This is a genomic window from Pseudomonas sp. S2_F03, from assembly GCF_054668335.1.
In genome coordinates this window covers 5,664,524-5,678,151 of sequence record NZ_CP162759.1, presented here as the reverse complement: position 1 = coordinate 5,678,151, position 13,628 = coordinate 5,664,524, and the positions used below count along the sequence as shown (strand labels likewise).

17 protein-coding genes and 1 pseudogene are annotated in these 13,628 nt (G+C 60.2%); 9 read left to right on the top strand and 9 right to left on the bottom strand.

The genetic code is table 11. From position 1 onward, the window contains the following. Positions 1 to 112 precede the first annotated feature (112 nt). Positions 113 to 1,210: a polyamine ABC transporter substrate-binding protein gene (locus AB4N76_RS26655; RefSeq protein WP_109784590.1), complete on the top strand. Its 1,098-nt coding sequence runs from the start codon at positions 113 to 115 to the stop codon at positions 1,208 to 1,210. 265 nt (positions 1,211 to 1,475) lie between these two features. Here AB4N76_RS26655 and thpR read toward each other — a convergent pair whose 3' ends face one another. Then, positions 1,476 to 2,015 carry an RNA 2',3'-cyclic phosphodiesterase gene (gene thpR / locus AB4N76_RS26650; RefSeq protein ID WP_460163773.1) on the bottom strand — a complete coding sequence of 180 codons (540 nt, stop codon included), beginning with the start codon at positions 2,013 to 2,015 and terminating at the stop codon, positions 1,476 to 1,478. A 61-nt stretch (positions 2,016 to 2,076) separates the two neighbouring features. Between thpR and AB4N76_RS26645 the strand changes: the two genes are divergently transcribed. After that, a complete protein-coding gene (locus AB4N76_RS26645; protein ID WP_046027717.1) occupies positions 2,077 to 2,271 on the top strand; it encodes a hypothetical protein in 195 nt (64 codons plus the stop codon). A 14-nt stretch (positions 2,272 to 2,285) separates the two neighbouring features. Here the strand turns inward: AB4N76_RS26645 and AB4N76_RS26640 are convergent, their stop codons facing one another. Continuing rightward, on the bottom strand, positions 2,286 to 2,639 hold the full coding sequence (locus AB4N76_RS26640) for a DUF1428 domain-containing protein (protein ID WP_046027719.1): 354 nt from the start codon (positions 2,637 to 2,639) through the stop codon (positions 2,286 to 2,288). A gap of 2 nt (positions 2,640 to 2,641) precedes the next feature. Beyond that, entirely contained in the window at positions 2,642 to 3,724 is a 1,083-nt protein-coding gene (locus AB4N76_RS26635; RefSeq protein ID WP_046027721.1) for a hypothetical protein, read from the bottom strand. A 415-nt stretch (positions 3,725 to 4,139) separates the two neighbouring features. Here AB4N76_RS26635 and AB4N76_RS26630 point away from each other — a divergent pair, with 415 nt between their 5' ends. Continuing rightward, positions 4,140 to 4,409 carry a hypothetical protein gene (locus AB4N76_RS26630; RefSeq protein WP_460163772.1) on the top strand — a complete coding sequence of 90 codons (270 nt, stop codon included), beginning with the start codon at positions 4,140 to 4,142 and terminating at the stop codon, positions 4,407 to 4,409. Here the strand turns inward: AB4N76_RS26630 and AB4N76_RS26625 are convergent. The 3 genes and pseudogenes from AB4N76_RS26625 to AB4N76_RS26615 form a co-directional block, all read right to left on the bottom strand. Continuing rightward, entirely contained in the window at positions 4,406 to 5,044 is a 639-nt protein-coding gene (locus AB4N76_RS26625) for a Vgb family protein (RefSeq protein WP_460163771.1), read from the bottom strand. The genes AB4N76_RS26630 and AB4N76_RS26625 overlap by 4 nt on opposite strands. Positions 5,045 to 5,080: 36 nt before the next feature. Continuing rightward, positions 5,081 to 6,292, bottom strand: a pseudogene (locus AB4N76_RS26620) (helix-turn-helix domain-containing protein). Positions 6,293 to 6,383: 91 nt separating this feature from the next. Continuing rightward, complete coding sequence (locus AB4N76_RS26615; RefSeq protein ID WP_460163770.1) at positions 6,384 to 7,214, bottom strand: AraC family transcriptional regulator; 831 nt, start codon at positions 7,212 to 7,214, stop codon at positions 6,384 to 6,386. Positions 7,215 to 7,348: 134 nt separating this feature from the next. Here AB4N76_RS26615 and AB4N76_RS26610 point away from each other — a divergent pair, with 134 nt between their 5' ends. The 3 genes from AB4N76_RS26610 (at position 7,349) to AB4N76_RS26600 (ending at position 8,697) form a co-directional block, all read left to right on the top strand. Continuing rightward, the gene (locus AB4N76_RS26610; protein WP_046027734.1) at positions 7,349 to 7,867 is read left to right on the top strand and encodes a carboxymuconolactone decarboxylase family protein; all 519 of its coding nucleotides are present in this window, start codon (positions 7,349 to 7,351) and stop codon (positions 7,865 to 7,867) included. A gap of 30 nt (positions 7,868 to 7,897) precedes the next feature. Continuing rightward, positions 7,898 to 8,149, top strand: coding sequence for a glutaredoxin 3 (gene grxC, locus AB4N76_RS26605; protein WP_046027735.1), 252 nt, complete (start codon positions 7,898 to 7,900; stop codon positions 8,147 to 8,149). A gap of 116 nt (positions 8,150 to 8,265) precedes the next feature. After that, positions 8,266 to 8,697 (top strand): nuclear transport factor 2 family protein, encoded by a 432-nt coding sequence (locus AB4N76_RS26600; RefSeq protein WP_460163769.1) that lies wholly within the window; start codon positions 8,266 to 8,268, stop codon positions 8,695 to 8,697. A gap of 61 nt (positions 8,698 to 8,758) precedes the next feature. Here AB4N76_RS26600 and AB4N76_RS26595 read toward each other — a convergent pair whose 3' ends face one another. After that, entirely contained in the window at positions 8,759 to 9,961 is a 1,203-nt protein-coding gene (locus AB4N76_RS26595) for an NAD(P)/FAD-dependent oxidoreductase (protein WP_077430330.1), read from the bottom strand. A gap of 247 nt (positions 9,962 to 10,208) precedes the next feature. On the opposite strand from AB4N76_RS26595, the gene AB4N76_RS26590 reads away from it, so the two are divergent. The 3 genes from AB4N76_RS26590 to AB4N76_RS26580 are packed head-to-tail and all read left to right on the top strand — an operon-like array spanning position 10,209 to position 11,780. Continuing rightward, positions 10,209 to 10,778 carry an RrF2 family transcriptional regulator gene (locus AB4N76_RS26590; protein WP_460163768.1) on the top strand — a complete coding sequence of 190 codons (570 nt, stop codon included), beginning with the start codon at positions 10,209 to 10,211 and terminating at the stop codon, positions 10,776 to 10,778. Between the two features lie 49 nt (positions 10,779 to 10,827). Then, complete coding sequence (locus tag AB4N76_RS26585; protein WP_046027739.1) at positions 10,828 to 11,229, top strand: hypothetical protein; 402 nt, start codon at positions 10,828 to 10,830, stop codon at positions 11,227 to 11,229. An 11-nt stretch (positions 11,230 to 11,240) separates the two neighbouring features. Further along, positions 11,241 to 11,780: a hypothetical protein gene (locus AB4N76_RS26580; RefSeq protein ID WP_046027741.1), complete on the top strand. Its 540-nt coding sequence runs from the start codon at positions 11,241 to 11,243 to the stop codon at positions 11,778 to 11,780. A 14-nt stretch (positions 11,781 to 11,794) separates the two neighbouring features. Here AB4N76_RS26580 and AB4N76_RS26575 read toward each other — a convergent pair whose 3' ends face one another. Both AB4N76_RS26575 and AB4N76_RS26570 read right to left on the bottom strand, forming a co-directional pair. After that, positions 11,795 to 12,547: a hypothetical protein gene (locus AB4N76_RS26575; protein WP_460163767.1), complete on the bottom strand. Its 753-nt coding sequence runs from the start codon at positions 12,545 to 12,547 to the stop codon at positions 11,795 to 11,797. Between the two features lie 12 nt (positions 12,548 to 12,559). Beyond that, entirely contained in the window at positions 12,560 to 13,390 is an 831-nt protein-coding gene (locus AB4N76_RS26570) for a DUF2092 domain-containing protein (protein ID WP_077430333.1), read from the bottom strand. Positions 13,391 to 13,628: the final 238 nt, after the last annotated feature.

Below are 13,628 nucleotides of genomic sequence, written 5' to 3'. Positions count from 1 at the left end.
GAACTCACGACTGCTTCGCAGCCGAACGCAGGCTTCGCCAGCTGCTACAAGGGGTGTGCCATGACTGCAACTGTTTTGCGTATTTGAATAAAAAAGAAATGGAGTTGTACCGATGAAAATGCTTGGCAGGACTCTGCTGACACTGTCCTTATTGGGCGCAATGGCTACCGGCGCCCAGGCCAATGACAAGGTACTGCGCGTCTACAACTGGTCGGACTACATCGCCCCGGACACCGTCAAGAAGTTCGAAGACGAGACTGGCATCCGCGTGACCTACGATGTGTTCGACAGCAATGAAACCCTTGAAGCACGCCTGCTCGCGGGCAAATCCGGCTACGACCTCGTCGTGCCGTCCAACAGTTTTCTGGCCAAGCAGATCAAGGCCGGGGTGTACCAGACGCTCGACAAATCGAAGCTGCCAAACTGGAAAAACCTCAACCCGGTGCTGCTGAAAAACGCCGCCGCCAGCGACCCCGACAACAGTCATGCCTTCCCGTACATGTGGGGCTCGATCGGTATCGGCTTTAACCCGGCCAAGGTCAAGGAAGTGCTCGGCGCCAACGCCCCGACCAACTCCTGGGACTTGCTGTTCAAACCGGAAAACGCTGAAAAACTGAAAGCCTGCGGCATCAGCTTCCTCGATTCGCCGACCGAGATGATCCCGGCCGCCCTGCACTACCTGGGTTACCCGGTGAACGATCAGGACAAGGCGCACATCGCGGAGGCCGAAGCGCTGTTCATGAAAATTCGCCCGTCGGTGGCGTACTTCCATTCCTCGAAGTACATCTCGGACCTGGCCAACGGCAACATCTGCGTGGCCGTCGGTTACTCCGGCGACGTGCTGCAGGCCAAGGCCCGCGCCGAGGAAGCTGGCGACAAGGTGAAGATCAACTACAGCATCCCGAAAGAAGGCGCTGGCAGTTTCTACGACATGGTCGCCATGCCGCGTGATGCCGCCAACGTTGAGAACGCCTACCTGTTCATGAACTTCCTGATGCGTCCGGATGTGATTGCCGACATCACCAACAACATCGGCTACAGCAACGCCAACTCGGCCGCCACGCCGTTGGTGGATGAAGCGATCCGCAACGAACCGGGCTCCTATCCGCCGGAAGCGGTGATGGCGACACTGTATGCCATTCCCGACCAGCCGATTGCCATCCAGCGGATCATGACCCGTGGCTGGACCAAGGTGAAGCTCGGCAAATAATCGCTGAATTTGAGATAGCCATCGCGGGCAAGCCCGGCTCCCACAAGGTTCCGTGCTGGAACACAGATTTGTCTACGACGCCAACCCTGTGGGAGCCGGGCTTGCCCCGGGCTGCATTTCCACGCGGAGCGTGGGAACGATCATCAGCTTTACAGTTTTCCGTTCCCGCAGCGCCTTACCACCGCTGCACGCTATTGAAGCAGAACGGCCTCACCTGGCTTCCTCGGTTTAGGTGAATTCAGGCGCCCTCCTCGGGCGCCTTTTTTTATGCAGGAACGAGCGGCCATTCGGCCAACGCCCGATAACGCCCCTTATGCGATTCAAACAGCACGAATCGATCAGCACGCAGGAAAAATTCAGGCGCAGCGGCAGACTCGGGCACCGGCATCCGATAGTCGCGCATCAACGTCAAATGCGGGCGAAACTCCTTCGGCGCCTCCTCAAACCCAAACGGCAACATTGCCTGCTCCAGCGCATAGACCAAGCGCAAAAGCTCAGGCGGCGCCTGCTCGGGTGCGAGCACCAACACCCCGGCCCGGCGCCAGACATCCAGTCGATCAAGCACCAGCCGCAACGGCTCTCCCGGCACGCGCACCTTTGCGGCAGCTGTGCAGATCTCGCCGATCTGCGCCACACCGACCGCGCCCAAAAACAGCAGCGTCAGGTGAAAGTTGTCCGCCGGCACCGGGCGCCCGCTGCGCAGTTGCAGCGCGTTGCGCCACTGGGCGATGGCCCGGCGTTGCTCTGGCGGGCAGCTCAGCGCGAAAAACAGCCGCTTGAACGGTTCACGGAATTCGTCGCTCATGCCTGGCACCTCCTGACATGCACGTTATAGTTGAACCAACCGAAAACAACGGGAGGGGGCCATGCGGGAGATCATCAGCAAAGAGCCATGGTGGGCAATGCCGCCACAACCGGGGCAGGATGAATCCGAGCTGGAATGGGGCTGGCTGGTTCACTATAGCGAAGGTGAGCCGCGTTTCGAGTTCGTCAGGGAGCGGCCGACGGATAACGAGATCCGTAATCGCAAGAGTTGCCGGATCACCCCGAGCGCGGAGTGATCCGACGGTTCGCGTCAGGACTGATAGATGATGTTGAAGCCGCCGAAGATCATGCGCTGACCATCGAACGGCATTGAATTGACGTCCGGTTGCATGCGCGGGTCGGCCATCATTTTCTGCATGCCGGCATTGCGGGTCGACTTGTCTGGCCAGATGATCCAGGAAAACACCACGGTTTCGTCTTCCTTGAGTTTTACCGCCATCGGAAACGAGGTCACTTTGCCGTCCGGCACGTCGTCACCCCAACATTCAACAATGCTCAAGGCGCCGTTCTCCTTGAAAATCGCGCTGGTGATTTCGGCGTGCTTCTTGAATTGCTCGCGGTTGGCGGTCGGTACAGCAATCACACAGCCATCGACATAAGACATGGTCATTCTCCTGCGGGGGGTTGAGGGTCGATCTGCTGGTTAGTCGACTGGCTCGGAGTCCATTCGACAGTGGCCGGATCCTGGCCGACCGGCGGTTCGGCGCTCGCCGCCAAATTGCCCTCGACCTGCCCCGCTATGTACAAAGTCCCCGCCATCACGCCGGTCGTCGGATTTTTCACCAACTGCATCCAGGCCTTATCGAACGTGTTGCCCAGGCTGCTGCGAATCAGCGCTTCGCTGTCAGGACGGTCGGCGGCCTGAATCAGCGCGCGAATCCCGGCCACACCGACGGTAATCAACCCGCCCGCGAGTTTCCCGGCTGCTGCCGCCACGGCGCTGGCCGCACCGCGAGGGGCCATTTCGGCCTCCATGCGCTGACTGGCGCGCTTGGCCACGGGCGCCATGGCGGTGTCGGTCGAGCCCACGCCCTTGTCGCCACCCGCCTTGTGGATCTTGTCGATCAGCGCGGCATAGGCCGGCAAGCTGTCCAGCGGCGCCGTGTGCACGACTTGATAAAGCGAGGCATTGCGCGCCGGCGGCGGCCCGAGGGCAATGGCGGGGATTTTCTGGATTCGGCCGTTGAGTTGGGCCATCGGTATGCCGTGACGCTGGGAGGTTTTCTGCAGTTCTTCCTGAAGAATATCGACGTAGAACGCGGTGGCCAGGCCGAGAATCGCATCGGGATCAATTTCGACCGCGACCGGCGCCAGCACGCGTTGCTGGTATTGCTCCAGCAAATAGCCCGCCAGGCGCTTGGCCGAGGCGTCCTGTTCGCCCTTGGCGCTGATGGTGTACCAGCTGACTTTCATCGACAGCCATTCCTGAGTCCAGTAACTGCTGAACCAGGGAATGAAGTTCTCTTCGGTGAGTTGGTAAACCCGTGTTCGCCAATAATCCATGGCGCCGCGCGCATAGATTCGGGTCTGCTCGGTGGCCGATTGCGACGCCACGACGATTTCGCGATCCACCTGTCGCCATGTGCTCTCGGACACCACCACAACCGGCGCCACCACCGGGGCACGCTCAGGCGTGGCGCATCCCGCCAACACCACCAACACGGCGACGATCAGCGAACGCAGGTTCAAGATCGCGGTTTCCTACAATCGCCCTTGGGCAGAATGCCCGGTACTCAAAGGCCTATTTATTTGAGTATAGGTGCCGGTGTTTGTTCGCTTTGGATCGATGGAGGGTTTGAGGGCCCCATCGCGAGCAAGCTCGGCTCCTACAGGTTCAGCGGTGCTCACAGATTTGTGGGAGCTGGGCTTGCCCGCGATGGGGCCCCAGAGAACACCATCATTGCCGTCGATATTCACCATCGCGACGAATGCCTTCCGCAATAAAACCGTCAGGCGCACGATCACCCCATCACAACGCAAACCCCGCATCGGAGGGGCACATCATGTTGATCCATCTCCTGACCTGCCTGGCCCTGACGGCCGTTACGCTGACACTTTTTTCCCGTTTCATCCTGGACATCGGCCAGACCGAGGAGCAAGCATCATGATCCACTCCGTCACTTTGGCAGTGAGCTTCCCGGTGTTCGGCAGCAACTACTACGCACAGGAATCTGTGTCGCGCAAAGCGCTGTCATTGGTGTTCGACAAACACTTCGAGGCGTTGCTGATACCGGCAGCAGCCAACCACTTCAGCAACGAAGTGGTCGGCCTCAACGATCAGTTCCGCTTTCTCAATGATGTGCTGGCTGAGCATTTGCTGGAGATCGAACTGGCCCAGAGCGCATCCCGCTCGTCGCGTCAGTTTACGTTCTAGGAAGACACGGGCCGGCGAACGGCCCTGACTTTGCCGCTGTTGCCACCGCCGCAGAAAAACCGCTCGCCACCATCCGATTCAAGCCCTGACACTCCCACCCCTGGCGGCATTTTGACAGCCTCCAGGACCTTGCCGGTGGTCGGGTCAATCCGCCGCAACTCACTTTCTTCCTCCTCCCAGGTGCCGTGCCACATTTGGCCGTCCACCCAAGTCACGCCGGTGACGAAGCGGTTGGACTCGATGGTGCGCAGGATTTTCCCGGTCTCGGGGTCGATTTGATGGATCTTGCGCGCCCGGTACTGACCGACCCACAGCGTTCCTTCTGCCCAGGTCAATCCCGAGTCGGTACCGCCGCCGGGCGCCGGAATTGTCGCGAGTACCCGGCCGGTGTGCGGATCAATCTTGTAGATGTGCTCGCCACCAATCTGGAACAAATGCTTGCCGTCGAAGGCGGTGCCCGCGTCGGCGGTGACGTCGATCGAACGCAAGTGCTCGCCGCTTACCGGGTCCAGGGCATTGATTTTCCCGCCGGCAGCGAACCACACATGCTGGCCGTCAAACGTGACGCCACCGACGCTGTCAGCGCCGGGAAAAGGTCCGTATTCGCGGATGATTTCAGCTGATGAACGTTTCATGGGTACATCCTCTTCACTGGGTGTGTGGAGTGGATCCTAATCACCCGGCAACAAAGCTGTGAGTAACAAAGTCGTCGCGAATCCCGGCATCGGTGGCGTCATCCAGCGACGCGCCTTGCCGCGACCGAACGCCTGCACTTTGCTGGCGACCTGCCAGCGAATCAAGCGCCCGCTGCACGCTACGCTGACTGGTGCCAAGCGCCATCGCCAAGGCCGAACTCGACCACGATTCACCGTCTGCCAGAAAAGCCAGGAGCGCCGCGCTGCTCCTCGACCGGTCGCGCCAGCACCACGACGTCGGGCGCCACCAGTGCAAACCCGCGCTTCGTCGCAGTGACGTCGGCCAACGGTCGAAGCGCCGCCCGCAGCCGTCCGATCTCCACGCGCAAGCGCGCACGGTGGGATTCATCACTGAGTTTCAAGCGAAAGGCGTGGGCGATAAGCACTTCGCGGCTGACATCGGCCGGCCAGGCTTCAGCCAACACCCGTGCGAGGGCGAACAACACCGGGCGGCTGCCCAGCGAGACGGACATGCCGGCACCGCGCACCGTGTAGCGACACGCGTCGACCACCAGCGAGGTTGAAGCGAACAGCGTTTCGACTTCATCCAGCATCAGTGGTCGTGTTTCGCCCCGGCTGATCAACCGGGCTGCGGGGGGCGTTCATGACGTGAGCGGCGCTTTCGACTTCGCCCGTCAGTGCGGGGATAGCGGCTTCGGCGGCAAAGTGTTCAGCCCTTTCCAGCGCAGACCGGGCCTTTTTGATCTCCAGCCGACGCATCGCAATGCCGGCCACCACCAGTTCATGTGCGGCACGCAGGGCCGGCGGCAACGGCGCGGGGTCGAGACGGACGAGTAATTGCTCGACCTGATCGAGGTGCCCGATCAGCAACAACCGGCGGATCTCCAGATACCGCGCATGTGCCGCATTCACCCAATCCCCATGGGCTTCCAGCGTCGCCCGTGCCGCGTCGAGGGCCTTTACCGGCCAGCTCAAATCGCGCGCCGCCAGCGCAATTTCGGCCTCAGCCACCACGCACCGCGCCCGGGCCATGGGCTCTTTCGCACCAAATGCACGCGCCGCCCGTTTGACCAACGCCTTCGCCCGTTCCAGATCGCCGAGCTGGGCCATGGCGATGCCGCGCAGTGCCAGCGCCGGTGCATCATCGCGCAAGGCCACCCGGTTCAAAGCACCGAGCGGATCACCCGCTGCCAGCGCTCGGGCAGCAGCGGTGATTAACGAGTCCATTTGAATGGCGCCACGTTCGACACTCCCATCGTTCGATGTCCGCTGATCAGTCTATCTCACGAACCTCAAACAGCCCGTCACCCCACGAGCGTTATCGCGCGCGCTTGCCTTCTTGCACCCATTCACGCGGGCTGATGCCGGTTTTTCGGCGAAAGGCCCGGGCCAGGGCCGAGGGGCTTTCGTAGCCGACTTCATCGGCGATCAGTGCAATCGACTTACCTTGGCGCAAGCGCTTCTGCGCCAGGCTGATGCGCCAGCTCACCAGATAGTCGACCGGCGTCTGCCCGACCACCAGCCGAAAGTGTTCGGCAAAACTGGCGCGCGACATGTTGGCCACCGCCGATAATTGGGCGACGGTCCAAGGCTTTTCAGGCGCGTCATGCATCAAGTTCATGGCCCGCGCCAGCCGTGCATCCGCGAGGCCGGCCATCATGCCCGGACGCTGATCGCGACTGGACAACAGGTGGCGCAGCAACTGAATCACCAGCAATTCGAACAGTCGATCCATCATCGCTTCACGGCCGCAGGTGTCGCCAAACGCTTCGTTGAACAACCAGTCCAGCGTGCTGGCCATCGTCGGAACGCTGCCCAGTGGCAGTAGCAGATAGTCAGGCAACGCGGTCGCCAGGGCATTACCGGCGCCGCCGTCGAAATCCAGCGAAGCGCACACCAGTTGCGTGCCCGACGCTTCGCTGGCGAACAAGCGATGACGATAAGGTCGCGGGAAAAATATCAGCGTGGGCTCGGTCAGCAAACGGTCCGGCTCATCGGCCAACTCCAGCGTCAATTCGCCCGCCTGCAGCAGGTGGATGTGCCCCGTTGACTGCTCACCATCAAAGACCACGGCGTCGCAAAAACGCCCACTGAAGAAGCTCCCGGCGCTGACGCCGAAGTGGGTGAGCAAGGTGGACAAGCGATCCATGGAACGACTCCCGGGGGACAGGTTTGACGATCTGTTGCATATCCTCGACGATTTGCACCTCAAACGCCACCGCCGTTGCATAGCATAGACCCCGTACCCAGCGCACACCGCGCTTGAATCGACGGAGCAACACCATGAGCCGCATCACCGCCCTGAGCCTCGAACACGCCACTGAAACCACCCGCCCGCTGCTGGAAGGCGTGCAGAAAAAAATCGGCTTTTTGCCCAATGTCTTCAAAACCCTGGCCCATGCCCCTGCTGTATTGGCGGCCTACCTGCAACAAGGCGTGGCGCTGGGTAAAACATCCCTGAGTGCGACGGAAAAAGAAGCCATTTTCCTGGCCACCTCGCAGGTCAACGGCTGCGATTACTGCCTGGCGGCGCATACCTTGTTTGCCGGTAAAGCCGGACTGTCGGCGCAGGACATCCTCAGCGCCCGGCACGGCCAACTGAATGCCTTCGCCACGCTCGCCCAACAAATCACCGAAAGCCGTGGCCACCTGAGCCTCGAACAAATCGACGCAGCGCGTACCGCCGGCATCAACGACGCCAAGATCATTGAAGTGATTGCCCATGTGGCCTCGCAGACGCTGACCAACTACCTCAACAACCTCGCCCTGACCGATATCGACTTCCCCGCCATCGAGGCTTGAACCCGGCGCTTGATTTCAGGAGTACTGACAATGAACAACGTGACGATCTACACCACCGACACCTGCCCCTATTGCCGTAACGCCAAGGCGCTGCTGAGCAGCAAAGGCGTCACCGCGCAGGAGATAAACGTTCAGGCTGATCCCGGCAAATTCCAGGAGATGCTCGACCGCAGCGGTCGTCGCAGCGTGCCGCAGATTTTCATCGGTGACACCCATGTCGGCGGTTTCGATGACCTGGCCAAACTGGATCGTCAGGGCGGTTTACTGTCGATGCTGGCCTGAAATGCACGACGCCCGGCGCGGCCTGAAATACAGGTCGTGCCGGTATTTTCTTAATTCTTCATAGGTTGTACGATGACCGACGAGTCACCCATTCCCATAACAACAAGGAAACACCTATGAAAAACGTCAAACTGCTGGTCGGTTTTTTATGCCTCTTCAGTGGCTACGTAGCGGCCGCCCCCGCCTCCGGCGAGAAAGAGGTCGCCAGCGCTGTCGATCATCTGACCCAAGCCATGTTGCACAAGAACATCACCGAGCTTAAAGCGCTGACCGCAGAGAACCTGACCTACGGGCATTCCAGCGGCAAGGTTCAGGACAAGACCGACTTCATCGCTGATATCGAAACGGGCAAAAGCGCGTTCAAAACCCTGGAAATGCAAAACCAGACCATCAGCGTCTCCGGCGATGTCGCGCTGGTGCGCAATCATTTCTCGGCGCAAGCCCTCAAAGGCACCGAAGTGGTCCCGACCGAAATCGAGAACTTCCAGATCTGGCAAAAGAAAAGCGGCAAATGGCTGCTGGTTGGCCGCCAGGCTTTCCGTATCTAAAACAAAAAATCCCGCTCAAGGTCACTTGAGCGGGATTTTTTATTCACGCAGCGTTATCGAATCAAGCTACCGGGATCATCGGGTCCGCGGCTGCCAATGCGGTGACACGGTCAGCTGCCGGCGGGTAGATCCAGACCGTATTGATTTGAGTTTTGAGGTCTTTGGCTTCCTGCTTGACCAGTTTGACCTGACGATCCCAACCCTCGGTGTACACCGCGCCCCAGGCCCCCAGATCCAGGCAGGTGACGTACTTGGGCTGGCTGTACGGTGTCGGGTCCACCCCCAGGATTTGCGCCGCCACGTTATTCCCTGCGTGACGCCCCAGCGAGATCGCGTGCTGGCAGGTCATCAAGGCATGATTACCGATGTCATCACTGGCCGCGTACGCCACATCCCCCGTGGCAAAGATGTCGTCCTGGCCGATGACTTTCAGATGGCTGTCCACGTGCAGACGGCCCATGGCATCACGTTCGGCGGGGATTTGCTCAGTCAGCGAACTGGCTCGCACACCGGTGGTCCAGACCACGGTCTTGGCGTCGATGCGCTGGCCATCGGCCAAGGTCACACCCTTCTCGTCGACTGCAACGACCGACGATTTCAAACGCCACTTCACGCCCAGCTCAGTGCTTGCCTCGGCGATCTTATGGCTGATTTCAGCCCCCATCGAAGCACCGACCTTTTCGCCACGGTCGACGACGATCACCTCGATGTCCGCGTCCTCGCCGAGGATGGCCCGCAGACGCGCCGGCATTTCGGTCGCCGTTTCAATCCCGGTGAAACCGCCACCGGCCACCACGACCGTGTTGCGGCTTTTACTGGCTGGCAGGTTGACCAGGGATTTGAGGTGGTTTTCCAGACGCACGGCTTGTTCGATCTGATCCACATCAAAGGCATGTTCGGCCACACCCGGGGTATCCGGCAGGGCCAGACGGCTGCCGGTGGCCAGAACGAGTTTGTCGTAGCTGCACGTCTGCGCAGTGCCCGAAGCATCGGTGTAACCGACACGTTTTTGCTGCACATCGATGGTCTCTGCGGAGCCCTTGATGAACTTCACACCGACGGCATCGAACAGCTCACCAATCGGTGCGGCGAGTTGATGAGCATTCGGTTCGTAGAAGCGCGGACGCACACGCAGCTCGGCCTGAGGCGCCAGTACCGTGACCTCTACGCCGTCATGATCATGAAGGTCGAACAGGCGCGTGGCGCTCAACGCCGTCCACATGCCGCCGAAACCTGCGCCGATTACCAGAATGTGCTGTTTCATCGTTTTAACTCCGGGGAAGACCAAAGACTCTGCTCGTTGTTGAGCTGACAACGGCGACTATAGTGATCCGAGTTAAAACACGCAACGACCTTCCATCGATCGTTACCATCACCTGCCCTGATACCTCGACAACCCGGCCAACAGCTCTCATCCATCGACCGCTTAGGCTAATTAGCGGTGTCGACGGCTCGTTGCTTCCCTATCCGTCGACTGATAACATTGGCGACTCATTCAGTCGGAGATATCAATGTCTCTTTACAGCGCGGGCGTTGAATACGGCATTCATTGCCTGATTTTTCTGGTAGGCGATTACGGCGATAGCCGTGAGGCGAGCGTGCGCGACCTCGCCGAATTGCAAGGCGTGCCGCTGGATTACCTGGCCAAGATCTTCACCAAACTGGCCAAGGCCAAACTGGTCATCGCCACCGAAGGTGTGCGCGGCGGGTTCAAACTGGCGCGCCAGGCGGACGAAATCAGCGTGCTGGACATCGTCAATGCCATCGACGGCCAGAAGCGGATCTTCGATTGCCGCGAGATTCGTGGGCGTTGTGCCCTGTTCGACGGCTCCCCACCGGAGTGGGCCCTGGATGGTCCTTGCGCGGTGCACGCGGTCATGATGACCGCGCAAAAGCGCATGGAAGAAGCGCTCGCCCAGCAAACCATTCTCGATTTGGCCCGAAGGGTCGGGCGCAAAGCCCCTGTCGAATTCGGCGCGCAACTGAACAGCTGGATGAGTGATCGGCGGGAAAAGAAAACCGCCATCAGTGCACCGGTCGAGGATGAGCAAATCATTCCGACGACCGATATTTCCGACTGACCAATCACCTATGGGCAAACCGGATTAGAGCGCTCTATGATTGATCCCCATGACGACCTCCGCTCCGATCCGCTCACCCTGCCCGCCCGGCGCCTGCACCTGCGGGCGTGACCCGCTGCTGGAAACACCGGGCGCGGACGTGCGCATCCTGTTTCTGACCCGCCAGGAAGAAAAACGCCTGCTCGATCGACTGGAAAACCTGCAGAGCCTGGCCGACCTCGAACGCCTGCAAAACCGCATGTACGAGCAACTGGGCATCCGCGTCGAGATCGTCCCCAGCTTCAACGAAGTACGCACCATGCGCGGCATCGGCATCACCCTCGGCGAACAGCCCGGGCTGTGCCGAAAAACCCGCCAGTCAATCCCGGCCGCGATTCGCCGAGGCCTGGAGAATCGCCCGGAAATCGCTTATGACATCCTCAACGCCAACGACCTGTTGCGTGATGCCTGAGGGCAGTAACGATGAATCTCGTGATGGAGTTCCCCGTCACCGACGACATACTGACGTCCTACGCCCTGGCCATCGGTGCTGATCTAACGGCGTACCGCAATCATATTTATCGGATGCTGAACTTCTATGTCGCGATCAGCGGCACTGATTCACTGCCATCGGAGGCGGTGCAGATTGCGGCGGCGTTTCATGACCTGGGCATCTGGACTGACGGGACCATCGACTACCTGGAACCGTCGGTCCAGCAGGCCATGGAGTACCTCGCCAGTCGGCAGTTGACGGACCTTGGCGACGAAGTAACGGCGCTTATCCTGGAACACCACAAAGTGCGGCCTTACCGCGCCGCCCATGCACTCAGCGTCGAGCCTTTTCGGCGAGCCGATGTGATCGATGTGTCCCTGGGGTTGATGACGTTCGGCCTGCCAAGGGCTTACATCAAAACGGTGAAGGCGACGTTTCCCAATCATGGCTTTCACAGGATGCTGATCAGGCTCACGGCGCGGCAGTTCCTGCGCTCCCCGCTCAAGCCATTGCCGATGTTTCGCTGGTAAAACCGCTCAATGGATCATGGTGTCGGCACCACGGTGTAGTAGACGCCGTTGGCACCATAGGCAGGGCGCACCCAAGAATTCCCGCACTGATAAAACGTGCCAGCTGGGCCGGCGATCAACCCGCAGCCGGAAGGAAGCGTGGCAAAGGTCGACCCCATGGGCAGCGTCTCGGGGGCAGTAGCGACCATTCCAGCGTTATAACCGGCGCTATAGGCATCATTATCGGCATTGTCTTCAACGACGCTGGCGACAGCCGCGCCCGACACCGCTCCTGCAGCGGCCACGGCTGCCGGGGCGTAGCCACAGTTGTAACAACCGCTGCTGCCAATGACTGCCGTTGGCGGATGGTAATAACCGGTTCCATAGGTGGCCGGATGGTATACCGAGGTGCCATAGCCGTCTGCGCGATAACCGGCGGCAGTGCCGCCATTTTCACCCTGGGCGCGCCACGAGCCATCGCTCCCCCAGGCCGTCCCGCCATTCTCGTCTCTGGCGCTCCAGTTACCATCGTTGCCCGATGCCGAGCCTCCTCGAAAACCCGACGCGTTCCAGCTGCCGTCACCGCCCGAAGCCGACCCGCCGCGATTAGTCTCTCCACTCCAGCTGCCATCTCCACCTCGAGGCAGAGCCGAACGCGCCGGAGCGGTTCCAGTCTCCCCGCCCCCCCACGAACGGCCGAAACTTCCGGCATGCGACCAGGCCGCCGCCTGGTTGCAACTCAGTAGCGCAATCAACACCCCGGCAAGCGTCAAGATTGATCGACTCATGGCTCAGTCACCTCATTCGGTTTTTTGCGGTTTTGCCACCGGTTCTTTAACCCCTGCAGGGGCGCGCATGCCCGGTGGCGGGGCAAACTGAATGCGTTGCGCCTTCTCACTGTTCTGTGGCCTGAAGAACTGCTCAGGCATCGCCGATTCGAGCTTCCAGTCGCTGAACGCAACCTGATGCCGCGATTGCGTCGGATCGTCCCGAAACACGGCACGCAGCATGCGCGGCAACTTGTCCTGCGTACCGACCCACGCTTGCACAAACACGGTATCGCTGGCGTAGGCAATGACGTCGGTGGTGGTGTCGCCAACCACCGTGGACTGACCGATGTAAAACGCCAGGCGCAGGTCCTTCGACAAATCCTTGTAGGGGTCGGCGACGATCACATCGGTAAAGGGAAAGTAGATCGCGGCTCGCTGGTACGCGGCCTCCAGCGTCGCATCGATAGTGGGTGGCGCGTCCGCCTGGGCCAGCAGGTTTTCCTTCGGTGCGTAGGCATAGGCCTGTTTACCATCGTAGTAAAACTCGGTCGCCGGGCCGTCACCCGAGGTTAAAACGCGCAGGTGATCTGGCCGTTGCACGGTCACCAACGCGACGGTGTTGTAGGCCAGAGGTGGCCCCGGTCGGCTGGGTTTTTCGTAAGTGGTAATGGCTTTGAAACTCATGCCCGGCGTGCTCGTCAACTTGGCACTCATGGCCTTGAGAACGTCCAGCGCCTTGGGTTCCAGTTGCATGGCTGGCGCCGCCTCAACAGCGGGTTGTGCCGCGTGCAAAGGACCGGCAAACAAGTACACCAGCCAGCCAAAGAAGAACAATCGGGCCTGCGTTGGGAAAGACGGCATCGTTTGCTCTCCACCGAGATCTGTTGGAGCACTAAAGTCTAGCAATGCCCCGGAACCAGACGGAATATTTTCCGATCATCCCGCCATTGCCCATGACCACTGCGTGCAAGCCCGGCCACCTCCACCCGATGAAAATCATCATCAAATAAGAAAAAAACTGATTGCCTGAGCGACAACGGCACTTTTTCGGCCAATTGCTGCTGAATATTTCGCAGGTCGTACTACGCTCTTGCGGGGG

Excerpts from the sequence above, each read along its gene's own strand:
- AB4N76_RS26630 (WP_460163772.1), top strand. The coding sequence starts at position 4,140 with ATGATCCACTCCGTCACTTTGGCAGTGAGCTTCCCGGTGTTCGGCAGC.
- AB4N76_RS26645 (WP_046027717.1), top strand. The coding sequence starts at position 2,077 with ATGCGGGAGATCATCAGCAAAGAGCCATGGTGGGCAATGCCGCCACAA.
- AB4N76_RS26640 (WP_046027719.1), bottom strand. The coding sequence starts at position 2,639 with ATGTCTTATGTCGATGGCTGTGTGATTGCTGTACCGACCGCCAACCGC.
- AB4N76_RS26570 (WP_077430333.1), bottom strand. The coding sequence starts at position 13,390 with ATGCCGTCTTTCCCAACGCAGGCCCGATTGTTCTTCTTTGGCTGGCTG.
- AB4N76_RS26575 (WP_460163767.1), bottom strand. The coding sequence starts at position 12,547 with ATGAGTCGATCAATCTTGACGCTTGCCGGGGTGTTGATTGCGCTACTG.
- AB4N76_RS26595 (WP_077430330.1), bottom strand. The coding sequence starts at position 9,961 with ATGAAACAGCACATTCTGGTAATCGGCGCAGGTTTCGGCGGCATGTGG.
- AB4N76_RS26600 (WP_460163769.1), top strand. The coding sequence starts at position 8,266 with ATGAAAAACGTCAAACTGCTGGTCGGTTTTTTATGCCTCTTCAGTGGC.
- AB4N76_RS26655 (WP_109784590.1), top strand. The coding sequence starts at position 113 with ATGAAAATGCTTGGCAGGACTCTGCTGACACTGTCCTTATTGGGCGCA.
- AB4N76_RS26580 (WP_046027741.1), top strand. The coding sequence starts at position 11,241 with ATGAATCTCGTGATGGAGTTCCCCGTCACCGACGACATACTGACGTCC.
- AB4N76_RS26585 (WP_046027739.1), top strand. The coding sequence starts at position 10,828 with ATGACGACCTCCGCTCCGATCCGCTCACCCTGCCCGCCCGGCGCCTGC.
- grxC (WP_046027735.1), top strand. The coding sequence starts at position 7,898 with ATGAACAACGTGACGATCTACACCACCGACACCTGCCCCTATTGCCGT.
- AB4N76_RS26625 (WP_460163771.1), bottom strand. The coding sequence starts at position 5,044 with ATGAAACGTTCATCAGCTGAAATCATCCGCGAATACGGACCTTTTCCC.
- thpR (WP_460163773.1), bottom strand. The coding sequence starts at position 2,015 with ATGAGCGACGAATTCCGTGAACCGTTCAAGCGGCTGTTTTTCGCGCTG.
- AB4N76_RS26615 (WP_460163770.1), bottom strand. The coding sequence starts at position 7,214 with ATGGATCGCTTGTCCACCTTGCTCACCCACTTCGGCGTCAGCGCCGGG.
- AB4N76_RS26590 (WP_460163768.1), top strand. The coding sequence starts at position 10,209 with ATGTCTCTTTACAGCGCGGGCGTTGAATACGGCATTCATTGCCTGATT.
- AB4N76_RS26610 (WP_046027734.1), top strand. The coding sequence starts at position 7,349 with ATGAGCCGCATCACCGCCCTGAGCCTCGAACACGCCACTGAAACCACC.